This window comes from Marinovum sp. J2-8 (genome assembly GCF_055808435.1).
Window position 1 is genome coordinate 1 of record NZ_JBVVRZ010000014.1, and the last position, 25,631, is coordinate 25,631.

At 60.3% G+C, this 25,631-nt stretch carries 27 protein-coding genes and 1 pseudogene; 18 read left to right on the plus strand and 10 right to left on the minus strand.

Translation table 11 applies throughout. The features are described from left to right. Nucleotides 1–323: Glu/Leu/Phe/Val dehydrogenase dimerization domain-containing protein (locus AC0L4F_RS22600; RefSeq protein WP_280520741.1), on the minus strand; the 323-nt coding region annotated here is incomplete at its 3' end. 654 nt (nucleotides 324–977) lie between these two features. Between AC0L4F_RS22600 and AC0L4F_RS22605 the strand changes: the two genes are divergently transcribed. From AC0L4F_RS22605 to AC0L4F_RS22620, 4 genes are read left to right on the plus strand one after another with little or no spacing between them, the layout of a single operon-like run. Next, the gene (locus AC0L4F_RS22605; RefSeq protein WP_348524160.1) at nucleotides 978–1,457 is read left to right on the plus strand and encodes a Tad domain-containing protein; all 480 of its coding nucleotides are present in this window, start codon (nucleotides 978–980) and stop codon (nucleotides 1,455–1,457) included. A gap of 5 nt (nucleotides 1,458–1,462) precedes the next feature. Beyond that, a complete protein-coding gene (locus AC0L4F_RS22610) occupies nucleotides 1,463–2,527 on the plus strand; it encodes a hypothetical protein (RefSeq protein ID WP_244691650.1) in 1,065 nt (354 codons plus the stop codon). Beyond that, entirely contained in the window at nucleotides 2,524–3,063 is a 540-nt protein-coding gene (locus AC0L4F_RS22615) for a TadE/TadG family type IV pilus assembly protein (RefSeq protein WP_244691652.1), read from the plus strand. The genes AC0L4F_RS22610 and AC0L4F_RS22615 overlap by 4 nt, the downstream gene beginning before the upstream one ends. 5 nt (nucleotides 3,064–3,068) lie before the next feature. After that, nucleotides 3,069–3,638, plus strand: coding sequence for a TadE/TadG family type IV pilus assembly protein (locus AC0L4F_RS22620; RefSeq protein ID WP_244691655.1), 570 nt, complete (start codon nucleotides 3,069–3,071; stop codon nucleotides 3,636–3,638). A gap of 76 nt (nucleotides 3,639–3,714) precedes the next feature. Here AC0L4F_RS22620 and AC0L4F_RS22625 read toward each other — a convergent pair whose 3' ends face one another. After that, nucleotides 3,715–4,194: a hypothetical protein gene (locus tag AC0L4F_RS22625; RefSeq protein WP_244691657.1), complete on the minus strand. Its 480-nt coding sequence runs from the start codon at nucleotides 4,192–4,194 to the stop codon at nucleotides 3,715–3,717. A 179-nt stretch (nucleotides 4,195–4,373) separates the two neighbouring features. Here AC0L4F_RS22625 and AC0L4F_RS22630 point away from each other — a divergent pair, with 179 nt between their 5' ends. Next, nucleotides 4,374–5,285: a pirin family protein gene (locus AC0L4F_RS22630; protein ID WP_244691659.1), complete on the plus strand. Its 912-nt coding sequence runs from the start codon at nucleotides 4,374–4,376 to the stop codon at nucleotides 5,283–5,285. A gap of 131 nt (nucleotides 5,286–5,416) precedes the next feature. Here the strand turns inward: AC0L4F_RS22630 and gndA are convergent, their stop codons facing one another. Next, complete coding sequence (gndA, locus tag AC0L4F_RS22635) at nucleotides 5,417–6,814, minus strand: NADP-dependent phosphogluconate dehydrogenase (protein WP_244691661.1); 1,398 nt, start codon at nucleotides 6,812–6,814, stop codon at nucleotides 5,417–5,419. A 146-nt stretch (nucleotides 6,815–6,960) separates the two neighbouring features. Here gndA and AC0L4F_RS22640 point away from each other — a divergent pair, with 146 nt between their 5' ends. Then, nucleotides 6,961–7,419, plus strand: coding sequence for an NUDIX hydrolase (locus AC0L4F_RS22640; RefSeq protein ID WP_473447067.1), 459 nt, complete (start codon nucleotides 6,961–6,963; stop codon nucleotides 7,417–7,419). Between the two features lie 57 nt (nucleotides 7,420–7,476). Here the strand turns inward: AC0L4F_RS22640 and argF are convergent. The 3 genes and pseudogenes from argF to truA form a co-directional block, all read right to left on the minus strand. After that, nucleotides 7,477–8,402 (minus strand): annotated as a pseudogene (argF, locus tag AC0L4F_RS22645) (ornithine carbamoyltransferase). Between the two features lie 76 nt (nucleotides 8,403–8,478). After that, nucleotides 8,479–9,654: an aspartate aminotransferase family protein gene (locus tag AC0L4F_RS22650; RefSeq protein WP_244691665.1), complete on the minus strand. Its 1,176-nt coding sequence runs from the start codon at nucleotides 9,652–9,654 to the stop codon at nucleotides 8,479–8,481. 197 nt (nucleotides 9,655–9,851) lie between these two features. Next, complete coding sequence (truA, locus tag AC0L4F_RS22655) at nucleotides 9,852–10,619, minus strand: tRNA pseudouridine(38-40) synthase TruA (RefSeq protein WP_244691667.1); 768 nt, start codon at nucleotides 10,617–10,619, stop codon at nucleotides 9,852–9,854. A gap of 109 nt (nucleotides 10,620–10,728) precedes the next feature. Between truA and AC0L4F_RS22660 the strand changes: the two genes are divergently transcribed. From AC0L4F_RS22660 to AC0L4F_RS22680, 5 genes are all read left to right on the plus strand, one after another. Next, entirely contained in the window at nucleotides 10,729–12,144 is a 1,416-nt protein-coding gene (locus AC0L4F_RS22660; RefSeq protein WP_244691669.1) for a YcjX family GTP-binding protein, read from the plus strand. Further along, the gene (locus AC0L4F_RS22665) at nucleotides 12,141–12,587 is read left to right on the plus strand and encodes a GNAT family N-acetyltransferase (protein WP_244691671.1); all 447 of its coding nucleotides are present in this window, start codon (nucleotides 12,141–12,143) and stop codon (nucleotides 12,585–12,587) included. The genes AC0L4F_RS22660 and AC0L4F_RS22665 overlap by 4 nt, the downstream gene beginning before the upstream one ends. Continuing rightward, entirely contained in the window at nucleotides 12,584–13,576 is a 993-nt protein-coding gene (locus tag AC0L4F_RS22670; RefSeq protein ID WP_244691673.1) for a YcjF family protein, read from the plus strand. The genes AC0L4F_RS22665 and AC0L4F_RS22670 overlap by 4 nt, the downstream gene beginning before the upstream one ends. Before the next feature lie 66 nt (nucleotides 13,577–13,642). Continuing rightward, nucleotides 13,643–14,047, plus strand: coding sequence for an HAD family hydrolase (locus tag AC0L4F_RS22675; RefSeq protein WP_348524149.1), 405 nt, complete (start codon nucleotides 13,643–13,645; stop codon nucleotides 14,045–14,047). Then, on the plus strand, nucleotides 14,044–14,781 hold the full coding sequence (locus AC0L4F_RS22680) for a glycosyltransferase (RefSeq protein WP_348524150.1): 738 nt from the start codon (nucleotides 14,044–14,046) through the stop codon (nucleotides 14,779–14,781). Before AC0L4F_RS22675 ends, AC0L4F_RS22680 begins: the two co-directional genes overlap by 4 nt. Before the next feature lie 80 nt (nucleotides 14,782–14,861). Here the strand turns inward: AC0L4F_RS22680 and AC0L4F_RS22685 are convergent, their stop codons facing one another. The 3 genes from AC0L4F_RS22685 to AC0L4F_RS22695 are packed head-to-tail and all read right to left on the minus strand — an operon-like array spanning nucleotide 14,862 to nucleotide 17,214. Continuing rightward, nucleotides 14,862–16,220 (minus strand): MATE family efflux transporter, encoded by a 1,359-nt coding sequence (locus tag AC0L4F_RS22685; protein ID WP_244691675.1) that lies wholly within the window; start codon nucleotides 16,218–16,220, stop codon nucleotides 14,862–14,864. A gap of 42 nt (nucleotides 16,221–16,262) precedes the next feature. After that, entirely contained in the window at nucleotides 16,263–16,769 is a 507-nt protein-coding gene (locus AC0L4F_RS22690; RefSeq protein ID WP_244691677.1) for a PaaI family thioesterase, read from the minus strand. 25 nt (nucleotides 16,770–16,794) lie between these two features. Further along, nucleotides 16,795–17,214 (minus strand): PaaI family thioesterase, encoded by a 420-nt coding sequence (locus AC0L4F_RS22695; RefSeq protein WP_244691679.1) that lies wholly within the window; start codon nucleotides 17,212–17,214, stop codon nucleotides 16,795–16,797. 228 nt (nucleotides 17,215–17,442) lie between these two features. Here AC0L4F_RS22695 and AC0L4F_RS22700 point away from each other — a divergent pair, with 228 nt between their 5' ends. The 7 genes from AC0L4F_RS22700 to AC0L4F_RS22730 all read left to right on the plus strand — a co-directional run bounded on the left by AC0L4F_RS22700 (nucleotide 17,443) and on the right by AC0L4F_RS22730 (nucleotide 24,901). Beyond that, nucleotides 17,443–17,820: a MerR family transcriptional regulator gene (locus AC0L4F_RS22700; RefSeq protein WP_244691681.1), complete on the plus strand. Its 378-nt coding sequence runs from the start codon at nucleotides 17,443–17,445 to the stop codon at nucleotides 17,818–17,820. A 186-nt stretch (nucleotides 17,821–18,006) separates the two neighbouring features. Then, a complete protein-coding gene (locus tag AC0L4F_RS22705; RefSeq protein ID WP_244691683.1) occupies nucleotides 18,007–18,408 on the plus strand; it encodes a MerR family transcriptional regulator in 402 nt (133 codons plus the stop codon). A 30-nt stretch (nucleotides 18,409–18,438) separates the two neighbouring features. Then, nucleotides 18,439–20,214, plus strand: coding sequence for an acyl-CoA dehydrogenase C-terminal domain-containing protein (locus AC0L4F_RS22710; RefSeq protein WP_244691685.1), 1,776 nt, complete (start codon nucleotides 18,439–18,441; stop codon nucleotides 20,212–20,214). Between the two features lie 43 nt (nucleotides 20,215–20,257). Further along, complete coding sequence (locus tag AC0L4F_RS22715; RefSeq protein WP_244691688.1) at nucleotides 20,258–20,470, plus strand: hypothetical protein; 213 nt, start codon at nucleotides 20,258–20,260, stop codon at nucleotides 20,468–20,470. 301 nt (nucleotides 20,471–20,771) lie between these two features. Next, complete coding sequence (locus AC0L4F_RS22720) at nucleotides 20,772–21,413, plus strand: glutathione S-transferase family protein (RefSeq protein ID WP_244691690.1); 642 nt, start codon at nucleotides 20,772–20,774, stop codon at nucleotides 21,411–21,413. Between the two features lie 11 nt (nucleotides 21,414–21,424). Beyond that, nucleotides 21,425–22,636: an acetyl-CoA C-acetyltransferase gene (locus tag AC0L4F_RS22725; protein WP_244691692.1), complete on the plus strand. Its 1,212-nt coding sequence runs from the start codon at nucleotides 21,425–21,427 to the stop codon at nucleotides 22,634–22,636. Between the two features lie 75 nt (nucleotides 22,637–22,711). Beyond that, a complete protein-coding gene (locus AC0L4F_RS22730) occupies nucleotides 22,712–24,901 on the plus strand; it encodes a 3-hydroxyacyl-CoA dehydrogenase NAD-binding domain-containing protein (RefSeq protein WP_244691694.1) in 2,190 nt (729 codons plus the stop codon). Nucleotides 24,902–24,961: 60 nt separating this feature from the next. On the opposite strand, the gene AC0L4F_RS22735 is transcribed toward AC0L4F_RS22730, so the two are convergent. Further along, nucleotides 24,962–25,627: an adenylate kinase gene (locus tag AC0L4F_RS22735; RefSeq protein ID WP_244691696.1), complete on the minus strand. Its 666-nt coding sequence runs from the start codon at nucleotides 25,625–25,627 to the stop codon at nucleotides 24,962–24,964. Nucleotides 25,628–25,631 lie beyond the last annotated feature (4 nt).

Consider the following 25,631-nt stretch of genomic DNA (forward strand, 5'->3'; position numbering starts at 1 on the left):
CCCTTGGAGCCGCCAAACGGCGCTTCGACCAGAGAGCATTTATAGGTCATCAAAGCGGCAAGCGCCTCGACCTCGTCCTGATTGACCGCGTTGGAATAGCGAATACCGCCTTTGACCGGTTCCATATGTTCGGAATGCACGGACCGATAGCCGGTAAAGGTCTGGATACGCCCCCGCAGGCGCACGCCAAAACGCACGGTATAAGTGGCGTTGCAGACCCGGATTTTCTCTTCCAGCCCCGGTGGAAGGTCCATCAGCGCCACGGCGCGATTGAACATCAGATCCACGCTTTCGCGAAATGTCGGCTCATTGGCAGGCTGCATAGGGTGTCCTCCGTTAAGTGATGTGTGACTCGCCATCTATTTTGTTTTTGAACCAAGCCTATGACGTCATAGTTAAGAGTTGCGAGTGAATTCTTTTCTGATTGCTTCACACGGTGAAAAAACTTTGTGAAACAGAACTTGCCTGCTCGGGTGCGGCGAGCCAGACCCGCCGGACCGGCACCGCCAGACCAGACCCGCCGGGCCAGTTTCAGCAGACCAGTGCCAGCAAACCAATATCAGCAGACCAGTATCAACAAATCGGGGTCAGCACATCAGGATCAGAAACCGGAATGTGGCACCCCGCCCGGTGGCCGCCACAACAGGGCACAATTTCCGCCAAAAAAGGTTCAATTTGTTTCTATTGCCCGGACAATACCGGAAACCCCCGCCCACTAATGCGCAACAAGAGACAAAAACCCCTTATTTGACAAAGGCTTGCCATATTTCCGCCGCCTTCTTCCCGCACAACAGACTGCAGCGCGAAGTCTGCCCAGCGCCGCAATCTGCACCCGCCCTTTTGGCGACACACTGGTGAAGGCCGGGCAATTGTAATGAGGAATTTCGAATGCAATTGGACACCTGCGGTCCGCTGTCTTCCTGGGGGGAAGGGTCACAGCACGAACAAAAAGCTTTCGTTCCGACGAAACCGGCACCATCACGGTTCTGGCGATGATCATCTTTGTCGGCATCATTGCCATCTGTGGCTTCGGCGTCGATCTGATGATGAACGAAATGAAACGCACAAAGCTTCAGGGCACGCTCGACCGGGCGGTTCTGGCGGCTGCCGACCTGGAACAGGAACTTGATCCGGCTTCGGTGGTGCAAGACTATTTCACCAAATCCGGTGTGGCCGATACATTGACCTCAACCACGGTGGATGATGGCGTCAGCTACCGGACCGTGACCGCCACTGCGTCGCAAACTTCGGATTCCCTGTTTCTGGGGATCATTGGCATCGACGAAATGGTTGCCCCCGCTGCCGGTCAGGCCACAGAGATCATGGCCAATGTGGAAATCTCGCTTGTGTTGGACCGGTCGGGGTCGATGGGATCGAACAACAAGATCCAGAACCTGCGCGCCGCAGCACGTGAATTTGTCGACGCAGTGATCCAGCCCGCAATTCGCCCAGCCTGACCACCGTGAACCTGGTCAGCTATAACGCCACCGTAAATCTGGGCTCCATCGTCTCCCAGTATTTCAACCTCTCGGCGGAACATAACTATTCCAGCTGCGCGGTGTTTCCCGACAGTGCCTTCAACACCCTGGGCATTTCCCGCACGGCGGAACTGGATCGGTTGAGCCACTTCGACATGAACAGTTCCAATGAAAATTCGACCGCGATTACCAATTCCTGGTGCCCGGATGACGATTACGGATCTATGCTGGTGCACAGCAATGATGCGGATGCCCTGAACGCGCATATCGACGCCTTGGGCGCTGGCGGCAACACCGCCATCGACCTGGGGATGAAATGGGGCACGGCGCTGCTGGACCCCAGTGCCCAGGACCTTGTGACCGACATGATCAGCGATGGTCATATCGACCAGGTTGTCTCTGGACGCCCTGTGGCCTTCACAGACATGGATACGCTCAAGATCATCGTGCTGATGACCGACGGGGCCAATACCACCGAATACGACCTGAAGCCCGCCTATCAGACCGGCATGTCGCAAATCTTTATTGATGATCGCGGTGACAACGATGCGTCAAACGATCGGTTTTCCTCGCGGATCATTGACCTGCCGGGCACCGACGCAGACGTCTATTACTGGGACCGCTACGAAAACTCCTACTACAGCTACAAATATCGCACGACCCCCGATGGCGGCAACTCGGCCCGGCAAATGTCGAACGCAGAGGTATTCGCCCGCTGGGGCACCCGTGCGCGCGCCTATAAATTCTTCCGCACGCCCTATCAGAACGGCCAGATCCCTTATGGCGACTATCGTGACGAATATTACGCCTATGAAAGCATTGTCGGCGCGGACCATGCCGACGCTCGCCTGGAGACCATCTGCCAAGGTGCCAGAGATGCAGGGATTGTGGTCTTTGCCATCGGATTTGAAGCGCCACAGCGTGGGTTGGACGCCATGCAGGACTGTGCCTCCTCTCCTTCGCATTACTTTGACGTGCAGGGCGTGGAAATCTCGGATGCCTTTGCATCCATTGCCCGCACCATCTCTCAATTGAGGTTGACCCAATGACCCATCGGATAAACCAATATCTGCGCCGTTTCCGCCGGGACGAGGCCGGTTCGGTCGAAACAGTGGCCTTTGCCATCTGGTTGCCGCTGATCATTTTCACCCTGCTGGCCGCATTGGAGGTCGGGGCCTACACCGCACGGGCCACCATGCTTGAACGTGCATTGGATCAGGTGGTGCGCACCATTCGTCTCAGCACCGGCAGCGCCCCGCAGCATTCCCAGATCAAGGATATGATCTGTGACCGTGCGGTGATCCTGCCAAACTGTGAAGAAAACCTGCGTCTGGAAATGGTGCAACGTGATCTGCGCAATTGGGCCGCCCTTCCCGCCACTGCGGATTGCACCGACAACTCGCTAGAGGTCGCCCCGGTCCGCGCCTTTGAAAACGGTCTGGAAAACCAGCTGATGGTGATGCGGGCCTGCGCCAAGATCTCGCCCATCTTTCCGCTGACCTGGTGGGCAGAGGCCGTGCACAAGGATCAAGCAGGTGACTATGCGCTGCTTGCCGCCACCTCCTTTGTTCAAGAACCGAGGTAACAGGTATGATCGTTAAAATTCTTAACAAACTCTCGCTTCATTTGCGCAAATTTGGCACGGATGCGCGCGGCGGCGTCAATGTCGAGGCCATGATCTTCCTGCCGTTCCTGCTGGCGACCATCGTGGCCACAATGGCCTTCTACGATGCATTCCGCAAAGACAGCCTGGGCGACAAGGCGACCTTTACTATCAGCGACATGCTTTCGCGGGAAACCAACTATATCACCCCGGTTTATGTCGACAGCGCCAAGTCGCTGTTCACCTTTCTGACCGGGTCAAGTGACGCCGAAAGCACGCTGCGGGTTTCCGTGGTGTCCTACAATGGCCGCGACGATCGCTATGAAATCGAATGGAGCCAGGTGCGCGGCGCGCATGCCCAACCGTTGACCGACAGCGATCTGATCAACGCGCAAGCGATGCTGCCCGTGATGGTGAACGCCGAGCAGCTGATCGTTGTGGACAGCTTTCTGAACTACGAATGGCCGATTGACCTGGGGTTTGAAGACCATGTGATGAATTCACGTGTCTTCACACGCCCACGTTTTGCGCCTCAACTTGTCTGGTTGGGGAACTAACCCCCAATCTGCTCTCTTTCCAGACAGGAAGTGGCCAGCGGCAGGCCGGGCAGAAATGCCCGGCCTGTTAAAGTGATTACAACCGCCCTGCGCGTTCGGACAGTTTCATGTTCATCATGTCGGCCATGAATTTCGAATGCGATGCCGCCGTCACGCCGCCGATTCCGATACGCCGCCCCATGATCCAATAGAGCCCCGGACGCCAGCGCCGCGCCTGTGGCGTCTTGGTGCGGATCATGAAACCGTTGGACGGTTTGAATGCCAGCATGCCGCGTTCGACCGCTTCGATATTGTCATATTCGGCAATCAACAGACCGTCGGAATCATACAGCCCCGTGTCGGTCAAACTCAACACCAGCGATGTGGCGCGCTGCATCCGCATGGCGGCAAACATCGCGCCCGCAGCCAAGGCAATCAACAAAACCTGCCACAGCAGATTGGAAAAGGAATTGGCAAGCGCGAGGTAAAGCAACAGCGCCCCAAGCGCGAACATCATCACCACGCCAATCACCCGACGCACTGCGGACGCCCGCAGTTCCGCAACAACCTCTGACATCATTCTCTCCCGACCGCTCTTTCGCTTCGCCCTATAGCCCGGATATCTTCCAGACGCGAGGGGGGCCGATAACAGGCTAACCTGTGAACTGACGCACAGTGACAGTTCAGCGGAAGGATTTGCCGAAATGAATGCGCAGGTCTATCTTTATGCCAACCGCATGAGCAAAGGAGACAGACATGTCCCTCAGACCCACTCTGGAGACCCGCAAAGCCATTCCCACAACCGAAGGGGCAGGCGTGAAGCTGCACCGCGCTTTCGGATTTCAGGATCCATCCGAGCTGGATCCGTTCCTGTTGTTTGATGATTTTCGCGGCGATCGGCCAGAAGATTACACCGCCGGATTTCCCTGGCACCCCCATCGCGGGATTGAAACCATCACCTATGTGCTGAATGGCACGGTGGACCATGGCGACAGTCTTGGCAATTCCGGCACGCTTGGCGCCGGGTCGGTGCAATGGATGACCGCCGGGTCGGGCATCCTGCATCAGGAAATGCCAAAAGGGAACGCCAAAGGCCAGATGCATGGCTTTCAGCTTTGGGCCAACCTGCCCTCTTCGCTGAAGATGACCGCGCCGCGCTATCAGGACATCCAAGGCTCCGACATCCCCGAAGTGGTGGATGACGATGGCACACGCGTCAAGGTGATCACCGGTGCCTTCTGGGGCCAGCGTGGCCCGGTGGATGGCATTGCCGCCGATCCTCAGTACCTTGACATAACGGTGCAGGCCGGGGTGAAAAAAACGTTCAGGATCGACACCTATCGCCGGGCATTTGCCTATGTGTTTGACGGGGCTGGCGCGTTTGCCGATGCCTCTGGTCCCACGGGCGTATTGCTGGAAAAGGAAGTCGCAGGTCAGGAAGTGAACATTCGCGACCTGTCCGGCAACCGCACGCTGATCCGGTTTGGCACCGGGGATAAGGTCACGGTGCAGGCCGGCCCCGAAGGCATCCGGTTTCTGCTGATTTCAGGCGCGCCGATCCAGGAACCTGTGGCCTGGCACGGGCCCATCGTCATGAACACGCGCGAAGAGCTGATGCAGGCGTTTGCAGAATTGCGCAACGACACCTTTATCAAACCGGCCCATTAAACGTTTGCGGGGCGCCTTTGTATCGGACGCCCCGCAACACTTTCTGTCTCTGCCAGAAGTCACAGGCAGAAGTCATGGGCAGAGGTGACGGGCCGCGCACAATGCTCCGCCCCTTCCCCTGTCGAAACGCCTTAGCGCGTCCAACTGCCATGATGCGCACCGTCGGAATCAAACCGCGCAAAACCATGATGGCCAAAGAAATCGCGCTGGGCCTGAATCATCGCCGCAGAGCCGCGCGCCTGACGCATAGCATCATACCAGGTCAAGGCCGCTGACATCACCGGCAACGGGTATCCCGCCGCAACGGCGGCCCCGACCACCCGCCGCAGCGCCGGAAGTGTCTCTGCCAGACGGTCGCGCATCGCCGGGGCCAACATCAATGTTTGCTCCGGCACCGCATCCGCATAGGCCTCGGAAATCACATCCAGAAGCGCCGACCGAATGATACAGCCCGCCCGCCAGATCCGGGCAATTTGCCCCATGTCCAGATCCCAGCCATATTCATCCGACCCGGCCTGCATGACATCAAACCCCTGGGAATGGCCCAGAATACGGGTGGCAAGCAGCGCCTTTTCAAGATCGTCATCCGACAGCGGGGCAAGTGCGCCCGGCCCGTCGAACAGCTCCGCAGCCGCCGCGCGACGGCTCCGCTGCGCGGACCAGATACGCGCGCCCACCGCCGCTTCGATGGTGTTGGCCGATTGCCCAAGCTTCAGCGCCTCGATCACCGTCCAACGGCCGGTGCCTTTTTGGCCGGCGCTGTCGACAATCACATCCACCATCGGTTGCCCGGTCTGGTCATCGGTCGAGGCCAGCGTCTTGGCGGTGATTTCGGTCAGAAAGCTTTGCAGCGGGCCTTCGTTCCAAGTGGCAAAATGTGCGGCAATGGCCGCAGGCTCCTGTCCCGCGCCAAAACGCAGCAGGCCGTACACCTCTGCAATCGCCTGCATGTCGGCATATTCAATGCCATTGTGGACCATTTTCACGAAATGCCCCGCCCCGTCCGGCCCGAGATGCGCAACACAGGGCGCGCCCTCGAATTTGGCTGCAATCGCTTCGGCAACCGGCTGCAACAGCCCCCAGCTATGCACGGTGCCACCGACCATCATCGACGGGCCGACGCGCGCGCCTTCTTCGCCGCCGGACACGCCCATGCCAACAAAATGCAGATCATGTTCCGCCAGCCGTTGGGACCGCGCCCGCGTCGCGTGGAAATCGGCATTGCCTGCGTCAATCACCGTGTCCCCCGCCGACAACAAGGGAATGACATGATCCATCATGTCGTCCATCGGTCCGGTTGACGGTATCATGAACAAAATGGTGCGCGGGCACGGCAATGCCTCGATCATCGCCTCAAGACTGTCATACCCCGCGATGCGGTCCGCCAATTGCCCGGCCTCGGCCAGAAATTCGGGCACCGCCGCAGCAGAGCGGTTCGAGACCGCGATCTGAATGCCTTTGTCCGCCATATTCAACGCCAGGGCGCTGCCCATGGTGCCAAGCCCGTAAATGCCGATCTGGGACGTCATGTCGGTTTCCTATACTCTGTTGATGTCAGCCAAAATCAATCAAATTTCTCGAAAGCACCACCCATTATCGCAACGGTCTGGATTTCCAGGGCAGAAACGTATATACCTTGGAGATACAAGAGACGTAATGAACGAGCAAATTGTGTATGACGAGTTTAATTCAGGCCGGAGATCCAAAGAGGTCGCCTGCTATTCCTGATCGAGAAAACCAACACCAGATCGCAGCGCTATGTTTGCGCGGCTCTGGCAAGAAGCGCCGTGTCTTGTTGATCACCAGCCGCGATACCGGACGTTGGGTGCTGCCCAAAGGCTGGCCGATCGACGGGCTGGACGGCCCGGGCACCGCAGCGCAAGAGGCCTGGGAAGAGGCCGGTGTCAAACCGGTCAAAGTGAAAAAACGGCCCGTCGGCAGTTTTCAGTACCTCAAACGCATGTCAGCAGATCTTGCGGTGATTGTGCAAACTCAGGTCTACAAAATCCGGGTGGCCAGCCTTGCCGAGACATTTCCCGAAGCCGGGGAACGGATCCGCAAATGGGTCACACCCGACAAAGCCGCCATGATGGTCGAGGAACCCGGCCTGCGCGAAATTCTGCGCAACCTCTAAGCCAAAGTGCCCGCCGCGATGCGCCCAGCGGCGGGCAAAGAGCGTTTGTTGCAGGGCTCAGACGCCCAAACACCAGCGCATGACGGCTTTTTGCGCGTGCAGGCGGTTTTCAGCCTCGTCAAACACCACCGAATTCGGGCCATCCATGATTTCAGAGGTCGCCTCTTCTTCGCGATGGCAGGCAGGCAATGCATGAACAGGGCATCCGGTTTGGCCTGCCGCATCAGATCCGCATTCACCTGATAAGGCCGCAGCATGTTGTGACGGCGTTCCTTCGACGATTGGCTGTCATGCATCGACACCCAGGTGTCGGTCACAATCAGATCGGCCCCGGCCACCGCGCGATAGGGATCACGCTCGATGGTTACGCTGACCCCCTGCTGGCGGGCCAGACCGACAAATTCAGCCTCCGGGTCAAGCTGCGCCGGACCGGTAAAGACCATGTCAAACCCGAACTGCCCCGCCGCATGCAGGAAAGAGGCACAGACGTTGTTGCCATCGCCGGTCCAGACGACTTTTTTCCCTTTGATCGGTCCGCGATGTTCCTCGAACGTCAGGATGTCGGCCATGATCTGGCAAGGATGTGTGCGATCGGTCAGCCCGTTGATCACCGGCACATCCGCATATTCCGCCATTTCCATCAGCACCGATTCGTCAAAGGTGCGGATCATGATCAGATCGACATAGCGTGACAGCACCCGCGCGGTATCCGCGATGGTTTCACCATGGCCCAGCTGCATGTCATTGCCCGACAGAACCATGGTTTCCCCGCCCATCTGGCGCACACCGACATCAAAGCTGACACGGGTCCGGGTCGATGGTTTTTCAAAAATCAACGCCACCATATGCCCGGCCAGCGGTTGCGTGTCATCCGCCGCGCCGCGCGGGCGCCCCTGGCGGGCATCTTTCATCGCTCTGGCGTTGGTGATGATCGAACGCAGCTCGTCCGCATCGGTTTTGTGAATATCGAGGAAATGCTTCATGGTGTTTCGCTTTTGATTAATGTCGGAATTGGGGGCCAGCCCCCAAACCCCCGGGATATTTTCAAACAGAAGAAGGTCAGGACGCTTTTAACGCGGTGGCCGCGCTGTCGAGCCGCGAGATCGCCTGGGCGATGTCGTCTTCGGTGATGTTGAGGGGCGGCAGCAGGCGCACGACATTGTCGGCGGCAGGCACGGTGATGACCTCAGACGCATAACCCGCCGCCACGACATCACCCGCAGGCACAACGCATTTCAAACCCAGCATCAGCCCCTGCCCGCGCACCCCGGAAAACACCCCCGGATGGCTGGCCACCAGCGCCTCGAGCTTTTGCCGCAGCAAACTGGCCTTGCGGTTGACGCCATCGAGGAAATCGGGATCGGTGACATGGTCCATCACAACGCCGCCCACGGCACAGGCCAGCGGGTTGCCCCCGTAGGTGGAGCCATGGGTGCCAGCCACCATGCCATTTGCGGCCTGTTCTGTTGCCAGCACAGCGCCAAGCGGGAAGCCGCCGCCGATGCCCTTGGCCACCATCATGATGTCCGGTGTCACACCGGCCCATTCATGGGCAAACAACCGCCCGCTGCGCCCGATGCCGCATTGCACTTCGTCAAAAATCAGCAGGACACCATGCGCGTCGCACAGCGCCCGCAGCTCTTTCAGGAAGCTGTCAGAGGCCACGCGAATGCCGCCTTCGCCCTGGATGGGTTCGATCATGATGGCACAGGTCGTGTCGGTGATTGCCGATTTCACCGCATCCAGGTCGTCCCACGCCAGGTGGACAAACCCGGGCAGGACCGGGCCGAAGCCCTTGATCATCTTTTCCGAGCCAGAGGCGGCAATCGCCGCAGAAGACCGGCCATGGAAACAGCCGTCAAAGGTCAGGATATCGACCCGCTGTGCGGCGCCGTTTTCATAATGGTGCTTGCGCGCCATTTTGACCGCCAGTTCACAGGCCTCTGTGCCGGAATTGGTGAAAAACACCGTATCGGCAAAACTGGCATCGACCAGCTTCTGCGCCAGTGCCTCTTGCTGGGGAATTTCATAGAGGTTGGAGACATGCCAAAGCGCATTGGCCTGGTCGGTCAGGGCCGACACCAGCGCGGGATGGGCATGGCCCAGTACATTGACCGCAATACCGGAGCCAAGGTCGAGAAATCGGCGGCCGCCTTCTTCGATCAGCCAGCTGCCTTCGCCTTTGACGAAATGCAATTTTGCCCGATTATAGGTCGGCAGAACGGAAGCGATCATGGAGGTATCCTCTGAAAGAAGCCCGATTGGTGCCAAGGGCACGCGGTCAAGTCAAGTTGTGATGGGAGATAACAGGCAAGCATATCCGCGCCCAAGGGCGCGAAGCGGAAGAGATCAGATATCTCGTCGGATGTGCTGCATGGCTGTCATGGCGGGTTTCATAGGGCCAATGCCCCCGCACGGCAAGGGGTTTTCCGTCAGGCAAACGGATCTTCGGGGTAGGACACCCCAACCAGGTAGAGCCCCTGCGGCGGGCACACCGGACCACAGGCGGCGCGATCACGCGCCAGCAATGCGGTGCGCACCTGATCCGGCGACCATGACCCGGACCCGACCCGTTCGAGCGAGCCGACGAAGCTGCGCACCTGATTGTGCAGAAAAGAGCGCGCCGCGAGATGAAAATGGAATTCGGAACCCGCCGCGGTTTCGACCTTGGCAATATCCAGACGATCCAGAGTTTTGACCGGTGATTCTGCCTGACAGATCGACGAGCGGAAGGTGGTGAAATCATGTTTGCCCACCAAATGCGCCGCCCCGGCCTGCATCGCGGCAAGATCCAGCGAATTTTTGACCTGCCAGACCTGCCCGGCCTCCATCGTGGCGGGCGCACGACGCGACAACAGGCGAAAGAAGTAGCGCCGCTCGCGGGCTGAAAACCGGGCGTGCCAATCATCCTCCACCCGGGCGCAATCCCGGATCGCCACCGCCACCTTGCGCAGGTGATAGTTCAAGGCTTCGGACAGGCGAAACGGATCCCAATCGCGTTGCAGATCGCAATGGGCCACCTGGCTGCGGGCATGAACCCCGGCATCGGTGCGCCCGGCGGCGGCTATGGTATGTGCGCCCGGCTCCAGCTGGGCCAGCGCCGTTTCAATTGCGCCTTGCACCGACGGCAGGTTGGTCTGGCGCTGCCAGCCGACAAAACCGGCACCGTTATATTCGACTTTCAAGGCATATCTGGGCATGTCTGCGCCTTACCCCGACGCGCCGATGGGAACAATCCCCCAAAGCCCCCTCTGGTAACGCGCGGCGCGGATGCCTATCCTTTGGCCAAGTGATTTGCGAGGGACGGATTTGATCATCAACACACTTGCCGACGGCGTATTGCGCAGCGTCGAGGCCGTGACAGATACGGTCAATTCCACCCTGTTCGAGCCGGTGATACGGCTTGGGGTGACGGGGCTTGCGCGATCCGGCAAGACCGTATTCATCACCTCACTGGTGGCCAATCTGATGGACCGGGGTCGCATGTCCGGTGTGGTGGCCGCCTCTGAGGGGCGGGTGCTGGCGGCCTATCTGCAACCGCAGCCCGACAATACCGTGCCGCGATTTGACTATGAAACCCACCTCGGGGATCTGACATCCCGCAGCCCGAAATGGCCCGACAGCACCCGCGCGGTCAGCGAATTGCGCCTGTCGCTCAAGGTTCAGCCCGGCGGTTTTCTGGCCGGGCTGCAAGGGCCGCGGGTGATCCACCTCGACATTGTCGACTATCCCGGCGAATGGCTGTTGGATCTGGCCTTGCTCGACAAAAGCTTTGCGGAATGGTCGATTGAGACCCTGGAAAGGATCAAGGACCGGCCGGTCGCTGCTGATTTCATGGCGCTGTCGCTTGGCACCGATGGCGCGGACATGATGGCAGAACCTGCGGCAAAGGCGCTGGCCCAAGCGTTTACCACCTATTTGAACGCGGCGCGCGAAGCGGGGTTTTATGACTGCACGCCGGGGCGGTTCATCCTGCCCGGCGATCTGGCGGGGGCGCCGGTGCTGACCTTTGCGCCGCTGGCCAAACCCGACAGCCCGCCGCGCCGGTCGCTATGGCGGGAAATGGAACGGCGGTATGAGGCCTATAAACGCGAGGTGGTGAAACCGTTCTTTCGCGATCATTTCGCCCGGATTGACCGGCAGGTGGTGTTGGTGGATGCGCTGGGCGCGATCAACAAAGGCCCGCAGGCAGTCGAGGATATGCGCCATGCCATGGCGGACATCCTGTCGGCCTTTCGTCCCGGTCGCAATGATTTCCTGACCCGGCTGTTGATGGGCAAACGGGTGGAACGCATTCTGTTTGCCGCGACCAAGGCCGACCATCTGCACCACGGCCAACATGCGCGCCTGACCGCAATCATGGAGGCGCTGACGCGTGACGCGCGCGACCGGGCGCGCTTTGCCGGGGCAGAGACGGCGGCGATGTCCATCGCGGCGCTGCGTGCCACCACTGAACAGACGCTGGAGCATCAGGGCCAGAGCCTTGATTGTGTGCGGGGCATCCTGTTGGACAGCGGCAAACAGGCCGCGCTGTACCCCGGTGAGCTGCCAGAAGATCCCAATGCATTGCTGGGCCCGGCCCGCGACGGGGCGACGCGGTGGCTTGACGGCGACTATCAATCCATGCGCTTTGCCCCGGCACCACTGACCCTGAAACCCGGCGACGGCCCGCCGCACATCCGGCTGGACCGGGCGGCGCAATTCCTGATTGGGGACAAGTTATGAATTTGAAAATACGCCCGGCCCGCAGCACCGACGCAGGCAAGATCGGCGAGATCATGACCGAAGGCAATGCCGCGCCCGACTGGAAGCCGCATTTGCATTCTGCAGCCCAGGACATCGCCTTTTGCGGGCGGATGATCGACCGGGGCTGGGTGCGGGTCGCGGAAAACAATGACGGGCGCATTGTCGGCTTCATTGCCCGCGACGGCGAAGAGATCAACACGCTGTATGTCCGCGCGACCGCCCAGGGCAGAGGCGTCGGCAAACAGCTTCTGCGCGAAGCGATGCGTGATGCGACACGGCTTGAGCTCTGGACCTTCCAGCTCAATACCGGGGCGCGCCGGTTTTATGAGCGCGAGGGATTTGTCGCGGTCAAGGAAACCGATGGCGCCGACAATCAGGAACAGCTGCCCGATGTCCGTTTTGCCTGGGAGCGCCCGAAATGAGCCGCAAACCCGTCCTGATCGAATTGGAAGACGACGCCCCCTCGCCCGCCGAGGCACCACCAGTGCCGGAACTTGGCCCCCCGACGCCACAGGGACAGGCGATGCAGACCGCAGCTGTGCTGGCGGCGCGACGTGGTTCGCGGCTGGCACGTTGGTTCTGGGGATTGCTGGTTGCGGTGATCGGGGCGGCGGTGTCGGTGGCGGCCTGGGATTTTGCCACTGCGATGATTGCACGCCAGCCGATTTTGGGCTGGGCGATTACCGGGGTCATCGGCCTGTTGGTCTTTGTGATGTTGCTTATCGCGATCAAGGAACTTGCGGCCTTTGGCCGCTTGCGGCGGGTCGATCGGTTTCGCCGCGCCGCCGATGATGCTTTGGCCGACAGTGACCTGAAGGCGGCACGCAAGCTGGCGCAGGATCTGATCGGGTTTTATTCCGGGCGCGAAGACACCCGCTGGGGCCGCGAAAAGCTCAAGGATGGCATGGCCGATTCCTTTGATGCCGAAGCGATGCTGGCGGAGGTCGAATTGGATCTTCTGGCCCCATTGGATGCCGCCGCCCGACGAGAGGTCGAGGCCGCCGCACGTCAGGTGGCCACAGTGACGGCCATCGTGCCGCTGGCGCTGGCCGATGTGGCGACCGCGCTGACCGCCAACCTGCGGATGATCCGCCGCATTGCCGAAATCTATGGCGGGCGGTCCGGCACATTGGGCAGCTGGCGGCTGACCCGCGCGGTCATGGCGCATCTGGTGGCCACCGGTGCTGTGGCGGTGGGCGATGACATGCTGGAACCACTGCTCGGCGGGTCGCTGCTGGGCAAACTGTCGCGCCGGTTCGGAGAGGGCATGGTCAATGGTGCCTTGACCGCCCGCGTTGGCGTCGCCGCGATGGATGTCTGTCGCCCGGTGCCCTTCCTGCGCAGCTCGCGGCCTTCGGTGCGGGGCATTATTCAAAGCGCCCTAGGTGGATTGTTCAAAAGCGGCAAATGATGCCGCTGCTTGCCCCGACACAGGGCTGCTGCTAGGCCAAAGCCACAAGTTACGGGACAACAGATCATGCGCACCTGCATCGTGACCGGGGAATACCATCTGCCCGGAGAGACATTCATCAACCGCCATATTCAGCATATTTTTGGCGGGGCGGCGGCGGTGGTCTGTGGGCGCTATCACGGCGAAAACCCCTTTGATGTGGCCTATTTCAACCGGCGTGGTCGCGACATGCCGATGGTGGACCGGGTGGCGATGCCGTTTGTCATGGCCGCCAATCGGATGATCCATGGCACCGGGCGCCTGCCCTTTGGCCAGGCGAAACGCGACCTGGCGGACTTTTTGCGTGCCGAGCGCATTGAGGTCATTTTGGCTGAATTCGGCACCCAGGCGCTGGCGATTGCGCCGCTGGCCAATGCGCTGGGCATCCCTGCTTCAGCTATTTTCGCGGCACTGATGCCTCCAAGGCGTTGAACCAGGGCAATGTCCCGGGCGCCTATGCCAAGATGATGCCGCGTCTGGCGGGGGTGTTTTCGGTGTCGCAATTCCTGCTCGACAATCTGGCGGCACGTGATGTGCGCCACGAAAACGCCCATGTGATCCCCTCTGGTGTGGATGTGCGGCGGTTTCAGCCGGCTGCAAAAGCGCCGCTGTCCTGTCTGGCCGTGGGACGGATGGTCGAAAAGAAAGCGCCGCTGGTGACCCTGCGGGCGTTTCTGTTGGCGGCAAAGGCCAATGCGGGCGCGCATCTGGATTTCATTGGCGACGGCCCGCTCCTCGCGCCCGCAAGGGCGCTTGTCGCGGCGGCAGGGGCCGAGGATCAGGTGACATTCCACGGCGCACAACCCCATGATGTGGTGCGCGCGAAACTGGCCACGACCGAATTCTTTTTGCAGCATTCGATCACCGCCGAGGATGGCAACACCGAAGGTCTGCCCACCGCCATTCAGGAGGCCATGGCCTCTGGCTGTTTGACGGTTTCGACCCGCCACGCCGGCATTCCCGAAGCGGTGGATGAGGGCGAGACCGGTTGGTTGGTCGATGAGCATGACGAAGCCGGATTTGCCTCCGCGATAGCCGCAGCATTTCAGGCACCGGATCGGTCAGGGATGGCAATGGCCGCGCGGGCGGTGGCCGAAGCGCGGTTTGACAACCAACAGCTGTTGCAGAAGCTGGAGCGGATCATCCGCGAGACCCTGGCGGGCTGATCCTCTGGCTTGGGGGCGCTGCCCCCGTCCCGCTGGGACTCCCCCGGGATATTTTTCAACAGAAGAAGGACCGGGTTTGGCTAGCTGGTGCGCGCCTCTGACAGGGCGGCCTTTTCCAGCGCCGGATAGCGCAGCAACAGGGTGACACCACGCGCCACAAAAGAGATATGCAGTGCCAGCCAGAGCCCGGCATAGCCCATCACCGGCATCAATGTGAACACTGCCGCGAAATAGATTGCGGTCGAAATGGCCATCATGTTGCGCATGTCCGCCGACCGGGTTGCACCGATGAAGATCCCGTCGAGCATCCAGGAGGCCACGCCAGTCAGCGGCGCAAGCACCATCCAGGGCAGAAAGGCGATGGCCGTGTCCCGCACGCCGGGATCCTTGGCCATGAGGTGGATGATATCGGGGCCGAAGACCCAGAAAATCGCCATCAGGATCACCACCAGGATCGCCCCCCAAAACCCGGTCAGGAGACAGGCACGCCGCAGCGGTGCCACCGCGCCGGCCCCGAAGGCCCGCCCGACCAATGCCTCGGCCGCGAAGGCAAACCCGTCCAGCGCATAGCCGGTCACCGAGACAAATTGCAAAAGCACCTGATTGGCGGCCAATGTAACATCCCCGAACCGCCCGCCAAACAGCAGAAAGCTGACGAAGATCGCCTGCAGCATCAGCGATCTGATCAGGATATCGGTATTGACCACAGCCATGCGGCGCAGGCGATGGCGGTCGAACACCCGCGCCCAGTCGCGCCAGGACGGGTGGCGGAAGGCGGATCGGCACAGCCACAACCCCATCACAAATCCGCTCCATTCCGCGATGAATGTCGCGATCGCAATCCCGTTCACCCCCCAGTCGAAGCCCAGCACAAACAGCAGGTCGAGGCCGATGTTCACGCCGTTCATCCAAAGTTGCAGCACCAGCACCGCACGGGCGCGTTCCTTGGCAATAAGCCAGCCGGTGACGCCATAGAGGGCGATTGCCGCCGGGGCCGACCAAATGCGGATCTGCATATAGCCACGCGCCAGGCCCTCGACCTCGGCCGAGGCCGGCGACAGCACAAAAGCGGCGCGATAGATCAGCGGTTGCAGCAGAATGATCAGCACCCCGCAGGCCAGTCCGATCATCAGCGCCCGGGTCAACAGCGCGGCCACCTCGGGGGCTTGTCCCTGCCCTTCGGCCTGGGCGGTCAACCCGGTTGTGCCCATGCGCAGAAAACCGAACACCCAATAGATGGCCGACAGAATGATTGCCCCCACCCCCACAGCAGCAATTGGTTCCGCCTGCGGGATCTGGCCCACCACACCGGTGTCCACCACGCCAAGGATGGGCACGGTCACCGTGGCCAGCATGATCGGCAGGGCGATTTTCAGCACACGTTGGTGGCTTAGCGCGGGGGGCTCCTCCGCGCGGGCCGCCGGGGTTTGAGCTGACATGTCGGACCTTTCACAATCAGGGGATCTGAGGCGGGTGTCGCGTCAATCGCGGCGGGGCATCAGGAAATGCCCGGTCGCCTGGGCATGGGGGCGGCTGTGGTTGTCCTGCCACCCCACAACATGCACCGAGGCATAGCGCCGCCCCGACCGGGTGATGCTGGCACGGGCATAGCTGTCGCGCGGCAAACCAGAGCGCAGGAAATCCACGGTGAAATCAATTGTCTTCGGCGGACGTGGCAGATCACCGGTCTGTAGATCCTGTAATGGCAGAGCGCCGCTTTCGACCTCTTCCCAGAGAAAAGACCAGCTGAGACTGATGATCGACGTCACTTCCAGAAATGCCGCTGTGACCCCGCCATGCAGGGCCGGCAGACGTGGGTTGCCAATCAGCTTGTCCGTAAACGGCAGGATCGCTGTCAGCTCATCCCCGCGGCGGTCGAATTTGATGCCCAGATACTGCGCATAGGGCACGCCATTGGCCAGGGCATGCAAAGCAGCATCACGGCGTTGCTTCACCTGCTGCAGGGGTTCATGGCCGTTCTGATGCATCCGGTGTGCCCTCTTGCAGCCCAGTTCAGGATCCTACGGTAAACGCCCCGGTGGCGGTGGCAACCGGTCGTTCAAGGTCAGCGTCAAAAGCCTGGGCGCGTACAAAGGCGACCGACCGGGTCAGTTGATGACATTCGGCGCGGGCCGTGATGGTCTGGCCCGGTGTGGCGGCCCGCATGTAATCGATGCGCAGGTCAAGTGTCGCCGTCGCCCCGGGGCAGTCAGGATGGGTCATGACAGCCGCGCCGCAGCAGGTGTCCATCAACGCCGAAACCGCGCCGCCATGAATGACGCCGGTCTTGGGATCGCCGACAAAACGGGAATCATATGGCATGGTAATTTCCGCGGTGCCGTCGCCGATATCAGTCACCGCCATGGCCAATTCCCGCGCGTGCGGTATGGCCTGAATGAAATCACGGGCAATTTTGAATTTGTCCTGGGCCATGAATGCGTCCTTGGTGAATGGCTATGTTATGCGCTGGCGGCATCCAGGGTTGCAAGGCACCTGCCACATTGCAACGGTTCAGAGCATTGCGTACCCTGTGTGAGCAGCGGCCGGTTCGTGGATCAGTTTTCGACCATGACCGCTGCCGGGTGAGTTTGATCCTTGCCTGATTCCGAAACGGCGAAGGCGTGGACCCGGATAACCCGGACGGATCGAAATGAGGACAAGATGAGCGACAGCAAGCTGAGTTTCAAAGACATGTGTGCCAAGTTCGACGTCACACCACGCACCCTGCGGTATTATGAATATATCGAGCTGCTGGCACCGGAGCGTCAGGGGCGATCACGGTTTTATGGCGCCCGCGAAGTGGCCCGTATGGAACTGGTCATGCGCGGGCGTCGGTTCGGCTTCTCGCTTGAGGAATGTCGCCAGTGGTTGCAGATCTATGACCGCGACGGCACCGAAACCCAGATGCAGGTATTCCTTGGCATGGCGGACCGGCAATTGATTGCCCTGGCCGAGCAACAACAACAGCTGGACGAAGCCGTGCGCGAATTAAAAGAGCTACGCGCGCAAACCGCCGCGCGTTTGGCTCAGTCGGACTGACCTTTTTCGCCGCTCAAACTGCACGCGCGGCAAACTAAAATTTCACACTTGCAGCTTGACGCGCATTGATCTTACGTCAACCTGAATGTGACGTAGCGTTTGAGTTACGTCACCTGTTTTTCCCATTGTAGAGATAGGGAACGATTAATTACTCAGCCGGGATGACAAACGATCTCAGGTGCAGTGATGAATGAAACAACAATGACGATCCGTGAAATGTGTGATGCATTTGATGTGACCCCGCGGACCCTAAGGTTTTATGAAGCAAAGGAGCTGCTTTTTCCAATTCGTGACGGATTGAAACGGCTGTTTACCCGCCGCGACCGTGCCCGGTTGAAACTGATTCTGCGCGGCAAACGGTTTGGTTTCTCACTCGAAGAAATCCGCCAGCTGCTCGATCTGTATGACGTTGGTGACCAACAGAACACGCAATTGCTGAAGACCTATGAAGTGGCCAGCGCCCGGTTGGCCGAACTTGAAAAACAACGCGCCGAACTCGACGCGAATATCGCCGATCTGAAGGGCCAGTTGAAATGGGCCGAAAAGATGATCGGTTCCATGTCTGTCCAGAACAAGGCGGCGGAGTAACCGCCAGCCAGAATTCCAAGGGAGCCCCCGATGCCCAGCTACACACCCCCCACCAAGGATCTGCAATTTGTCCTGCATGAGGTGCTGAATGCATCAACTCAGGATGTGCCAGGCTACGAAGATCTGGACGCCGAATTCACCGGGGCCGTCTTGGAAGAAGCGGGCAAAATCGCCCGCGACGTGCTTGCCCCGCTGAACGTGGTTGGGGATACCGAAGGCTGTGTGTTGGAAAATGGCGTAGTGCGCACGCCAAAAGGGTTCAAAGCTGCTTTCGATCAGATGCGCAACGGCGGCTGGACCGCCTTGGATTGCGACCCGGAATACGGCGGTCAGGGCCTGCCCTATCTGGTGCAAACCGCAGTGGGCGAAATGCTGACCTCGGCCAATATGGCGTTTCAGATGTATCCCGGCCTGACGCATGGGGCCTATTCCGCGATCCACGCCCATGGCACCGACGCGCAAAAGACGATGTATCTGCCAAAGATGGTCACCTGTGACTGGACCGGCACTATGAACCTGACCGAACCGCATTGCGGCACCGATCTGGGCCTGATGCGCACCAAGGCAGAGCCGCAGGATGATGGCAGCTACGCGATCACCGGGCAAAAGATCTTTATCTCGGCTGGCGATCACGACCTGTCGGACAATGTGATCCATCTGGTGCTGGCGAAAATCCCCGGCGGCCCCGAAGGCATCAAAGGCGTGTCACTGTTCATCGTGCCCAAATTCATGGTGAACGAGGATGGCAGCCTTGGCGACCGCAACGGCGTGTCGGTTGGCAAGATCGAAGAGAAAATGGGCATCCACGGCAATTCCACCTGTGTGATGGATTACGACAATGCGCGCGGCTTCCTTCTGGGGACCGAACACAAGGGCATGCGCGCCATGTTCACCATGATGAACGAAGCCCGGATCGCCGTCGGCCTGCAAGGGTTGGGTCAGGCGGTTGTCGCCTATGACAATGCGCTGGCCTATGCCAAGGACCGGCTTCAGGGCCGCGCCGTGACAGACACCGAAAATCCCGATGGTCCCGCCGATCCGCTGATCGTGCACCCCGATATTCGCCGCAACCTGATGGACCAGAAAAGCTTTGTCGAAGGCGCGCGAGCCTTCGGTCTGTGGGGGGCGAACCTGATCGACCAGGCACATCGCAAAGAAGACGCCGCCGCCGAAGGGCTGGTATCGCTGCTGACGCCGGTGATCAAAGGCTTCCTGACCGACAAGGGCTTTGACGGCACGATTGCCGCGCAGCAGGTCTATGGCGGTCATGGCTATATCGAGGAATGGGGCATGTCGCAGTTTGCCCGCGATGCGCGGATAGCCATGATCTACGAAGGCGCAAACGGTGTTCAAGCGCTGGATCTGGTGGGGCGCAAGCTTGCCGCCGACGGTGGCAAACATGTGATGGCCTTCTTCGACATGGTCAAAACCTTCTGCAAGGAAAACGGCGAAGTCGACGGCATGTCGGATTTCGTCACACCGCTGAAAGCCGCGTCCAAGGATCTTCAGGCAGCGGGCATGTATTTCATGCAAAACGGCATGAAGAACCCGAACGAAGCCTTGGCCGGTTCTTATGACTTCATGCATCTGTTTGGCCATGTTTGCCTGGGGCTGATGTGGGGCCGGATGGCCAAGGCCTCGCTGGATGCGCTGGCCAATGGTGCGTCAGACAGCGCCTTCTATCAGGCGAAGCTGACCACCGGGCGGTATTACATGGCACGGCAACTGCCGATGACCGCAACGCATCTTGCGCGCATCCAAAGCGGCGCGGCCCCGGTGATGGAACTGGCAGCCGAGCAATTCTAAGGCCAGAGTGGGTCCAACCCAACTGTGCACAAGGAGACGCAGAATGCCAAAACGCTTTCGCCTGACCCGCCGCTTCAACGCCGCAATGACCGAAGACGGCTATCGCCGCTTACGTCGATTTGCGGACAACGCCGGGTTGGACGAAGGCGAGGCGCTGTCCTTTGTGTTCGAACATTTCGACAGCATCACCGATGACGAGGCGCTGACCCACCGGCTGCGCCTGTTCAATTCGGAACTGGACGCGCGAAAAAGATGATCGGACATGCCACCCGCCACATTCAGGTTCCCCCTGCGGCGGAGGCCCGCGCATTTGCGTATTTGAAAAGAGAAGAAGATGCGCAGAGCGATCCACCCCCATGTCCGGCCCGGTCGTATGACGGACCAACGGCGGGACACAGGGGCTTCTCCTCTTGCGGTCATCGGCTCGCCAGCCTGTACCGCAACTGTGACGCTAGCGAGTTAACCTTAATGGTGTGTTACCGGGCGCCCGGCCCTTCTTCTCTTTCCAAATACGCAAATTCCAGACCCGCAACAGGCGGCTCACAGGAGGTTTTTTCATGACTATGCAACTCTATTGCTTCGGTGAATCCGGAAATGCCTATAAGGCCGCGCTGGCGCTGCAACTCAGCGGGCTGAAATGGGAACCCGTCTATGTGGATTTCTTCAACGGCGCCGCACGAAGCGAGGATTATCGCACAACATTGAACGAAATGGGCGAAGTGCCGGTTTTGGTGGACGGTGACACCCGCCTGACCCAATCCGGCGTGATCCAGATGTATGTGACCGAGAAGACCGGAAAATTCGGCGGCACAACTGCCGAGGAATTGCGCGAAATCATGCGTTGGGTGTTCTGGGACAATCACAAGTTTTCAAGCCAGGCGGGCGTCACCCGGTTTCTGATGAACTTCCTGCCGCCGGACCGCCGCCCCGGTCCGGTGATCGACTTTTTTCAGGGCCGGTTGAAAGCCGCTTATGGCGTGCTCGAGTCCCATTTGCAGGCGCGCGACTGGATTGTCGGCGACGGCCTCACCAACGCCGATCTCAGCTGTTGCAGCTATCTCTATTACCCAGAGCCATTTGGTTTTGACCGGGCAGACTGGCCGAATATCGACGCTTGGTTGACCCGGATTTCCGAAACACCGGGATGGAAACATCCCTATGACCTGATGCCCGGCTCGCCAGCCGACCGGGCGAAATGAGGAGGACAGGCATGACCGACGCCTATATTTACGACGCAATCCGCACTCCGCGCGGCAAGGGCCGCAAAGACGGCTCCCTGCATGAGGTGACCAGCCTGCGGCTGTCGTCGCAGGTGCTGAACGCGGTCAAGGACCGTAATGGACTAGAAGGCCATGCGGTCGAAGACGTGATCTGGGGCAATGTCACCCAGGTCGGCGAACAGGGCGGTTGTCTTGCGCGGTCCGCTGTTCTGGCCTCTGATCTGGACGAACGTATTCCCGGGCTGGCGATCAACCGGTTCTGTGCCTCGGGCATGGAGGCGGTCAACCTGGCCGCCAATCAAGTGCGCGGCGGGGCCGGATCGGCCTATATCGCGGGCGGCGTTGAAATGATGGGCCGTGTGGCCATGGGCAGTGACGGTGCCGCAATTGCCGTCGACCCCAGCCTGGCGATGGAGAGCTATTTTGTCCCGCAGGGCATTTCAGCCGACATCATTGCCACCGAATATGGATTTTCCCGTGACGACGCGGATCGGTTGGCCGTGGCCAGTCAGGAACGCGCCGCCGCAGCCTGGGCCGACAAACGGTTCGACAAATCGCTGATCACCGTGCGCGACATCAACGGTCTCGCCATTCTGGATCATGACGAATACATGCGCCCCGGCACCGATATGCAAAGCCTCGGCGCGTTGAAACCCGCCTTCAAGGACATGGGCGAGGTCATGCCCGGTTTCGACAAGGTCGCCCTGATGAAATACCCGCATCTGGAGCGGATCAACCACATCCACCATGCCGGCAATTCCAGCGGCATCGTCGATGGCGCCGCCGCCGTCCTGATCGGCAACAAGGCATTTGGCGAGGCCAATGGATTGAAACCGCGTGCGCGCATCCGCGCCACGGCCAAGATCGGCACAGATCCCACCATCATGCTGACCGGCCCGGTGCCGGTGACGCAAAAGATCCTGGCAGACAATGGCATGGCCATTTCCGACATCGACCTGTTCGAGGTCAACGAAGCCTTTGCCAGCGTCGTGCTGCGTTTCATGCAGGCGTTTGATGTCGATCACGACAAGGTCAATGTGAACGGCGGCTCTATTGCCATGGGGCACCCGCTGGGCGCGACCGGCGCGATCATCATCGGCACCCTGCTGGATGAGCTGGAGCGCAGCGGCAAAGGCGTCGGCCTTGCCACGCTTTGCATCGCCTCCGGCATGGGCGCGGCCACGATCATCGAACGGGTCTGATCCGCGACGACGCCAACAATCGAGACATCCGCCGGCAACGGCAGGACCAGGAATATCTGTGACAGGAGTTACAAGATGAGTGATTTCACCATGACCACGGGCGACGACGGCGTCGCCACGATCACATGGGATGTGACCGACAAAAGCATGAACGTGCTGTCGCTGGAAGGTTTGGCCGAACTTGACAGCCATATCGAGGCCGCGCTGGGCGATGATGCAATCAAGGGGGTGATCATCACCTCGGCCAAGGCCGATTTTGCCGGCGGCATGGATCTGAACGTGATTGCCAAGATGAAGGAAAGCGCGGGCGACGATCCGGCGCGCGGGCTTTTTGACGGGATCATGCAGATGCATGGTTTGTTGCGCAAAATCGAACGGGCCGGCATGGACGCCAAGACCAACAAGGGCGGCAAACCGATTGCCGCCGCCCTGCCCGGCACTGCGCTGGGCATCGGGCTGGAAATCCCGCTGGCCTGCCACCGGATCTTTGCCGCCGACAATCCCAAGGCCAAGATCGGCCTGCCGGAAATCATGGTTGGCATCTTTCCCGGTGCCGGCGGCACCACCCGATTGGTGCGCAAGATGGGGGCGATGGCGGCCTCGCCCTTCCTGCTGGAGGGCAAGTTGTCGGACCCGAAAAAGGCCAAGATGGCTGGGATCATTGACGAAGTCGCCGAAGACCCGGTTGCGGCCGCCCGTGAATGGATCTTGTCGGGGCCAAAGATCGTCAAACCCTGGGACGAAAAAGGCTATAAAATCCCCGGTGGCGCGCCCTATCACCCGGCGGGTTTCATGACGTTTGTGGGTGCATCCGCGATGGTCAACGGCAAGACCAAGGGCGTCTATCCGGCGGCCAAGGCATTGCTTTCGGCGGTCTATGAAGGCGCATTGGTGCCGTTTGACACCGCGTTGAAAATCGAAGCCCGCTGGTTCACCAATGTGCTGATGAATCCGTCGTCCAGTGCAATGATCCGGTCGCTGTTCATCAACAAGGAAGCGCTGGAAAAAGGCGCAAACCGCCCCGAGGCACCCGACCAACGGGTGAAGAAGGTTGGTGTTCTGGGGGCCGGCATGATGGGGGCCGGCATCACATTGGTCTCGGCTCTGGCGGGGATCAAGGTTGTGTTGATCGACCAGAAACAGGAAGCGGCGGACAAGGGCAAAGCCTATGCCGCCGAATACATGGATCAGGGCATCAAGCGCAAAAAGGCGACCGAAGAGAAAAAGACCGCCCTGTTGGGGCTGATCGAGGCGACCACAGATTACGCGGCGCTGGCCGATTGTGATCTGATCATCGAGGCCGTGTTCGAAGACCCCAAGATCAAGGCCGAAGTGACCGCCGCGGTCGAAGCGGTTGTTGGCGCGGATTGCATCTTTGCCTCCAATACCTCGACCCTGCCGATCACCGAACTGGCCAAGGCCAGCAAACGGCCCGAGCAGTTCATCGGCATTCACTTCTTCTCGCCGGTCGAGAAAATGATGCTGGTCGAGATCATCAAAGGCAAGGCAACCGGTGATCGCGCGGTGGCCAAGGCGCTGGATTACGTGCGCCAGATCCGCAAGACGCCGATCGTGGTCAATGACGCGCGCTTCTTCTATGCCAACCGCTGCATCATTCCCTACATCAACGAAGGCCTGCGCATGGTGGCCGAAGGGGTTGCCCCGGCGTTGATCGAAAATGCCGCCAAAATGGTGGGCATGCCGCTGGGACCGTTGCAATTGGTCGACGAAACCTCGGTCGATCTGGGCGCAAAGATCGCCCGCGCGACCAAGGCGGCGATGGGCGATGCCTATCCCGATGGCGCGGTGGACGAGGTGATCTTCTGGATGGAGGCGCAGGGCCGGTTGGGTCGCAAGACCGCTGCGGGCTTCTATGACTATGATGAAAAGGGCAAGCGCACCGGCCTCAGCGAAGCCGTCAAAGCGCAATACCCGGCATCCGATGACCAGCCTGACCTGATCGAGGTGCAGCATCGTCTGCTGTTCGCACAGGTGCTGGAGGCGGTGCGCGCGCTGGAAGAAGGCGTGCTTGAGGACATCCGCGAAGGCGACGTCGGTGCGATCCTTGGCTGGGGCTTTGCGCCCTGGTCCGGCGGCCCGTTCAGCTGGCTCGACATGTTGGGCGCGCCTTATGCGGCAGACCGCTGTGACCAACTGACCGCGACGTATGGCGACCGGTTTGCCTGTCCTGATCTGCTGCGCGACATGGCGGCAAAAAATCAGGACTTCTACACCCGGTTCGCCAAGGCCCAAACCGCCGCATAAAAAAGTCGGCCAGTGGAAGCGCTCCACTGGCCGACCGCTGTTTGCCGGGCAATTTCCAACCTACTTTACGTTGGTCACAATCGCCCCAAGCTCTGCCGCAACATCACCAATCTGCCCCATGGCATCCACGCGCTGCAACACGCCTTTGCCTTGGTAATAGTCGATCAGCGGGGCGGTTTGCGCGTGATAGGCCTCTAGCCGCGAGGCGACGGTTTCCGCATTGTCATCGGCGCGGCGTTTGAAATCGCTGCCGCCGCAATTGTCACAGACATCCGCCACCGCAAGAGGTTTGAAACTGTCGTGATACCCTTCACCGCAGCTGGCACAGGTAAACCGCCCGGAAATCCGGGTGACCATGGCGGCATCTTCGACATCCAGTGAGATCGCGGCATTGATGCCGGTGCCGGTCTCGCTCAGCAGTGTATCCAGCGCCTCGGCCTGCACAATCGTGCGCGGGAACCCGTCGAGGATCACACCCTTGGCGGTGTCCCCCTCGGCCAGACGATCGCGCAGGATGGCAATCACGATCTCGTCCGAAACAAGGCCGCCGGCCTCCATCACGGCTTTGGCGGATTTGCCGGCCTCGGTGCCCGCAGCCACCGCAGCCCGCAGCAGATCTCCGGTCGAGAGCTGGGCAAGGCCGAACTTCTCTTCCAGCATCCGGGCCTGGGTGCCTTTGCCTGCGCCGGGCGGCCCAAGCAGAATGAGGATGACGTCGGGGGTCATTCGG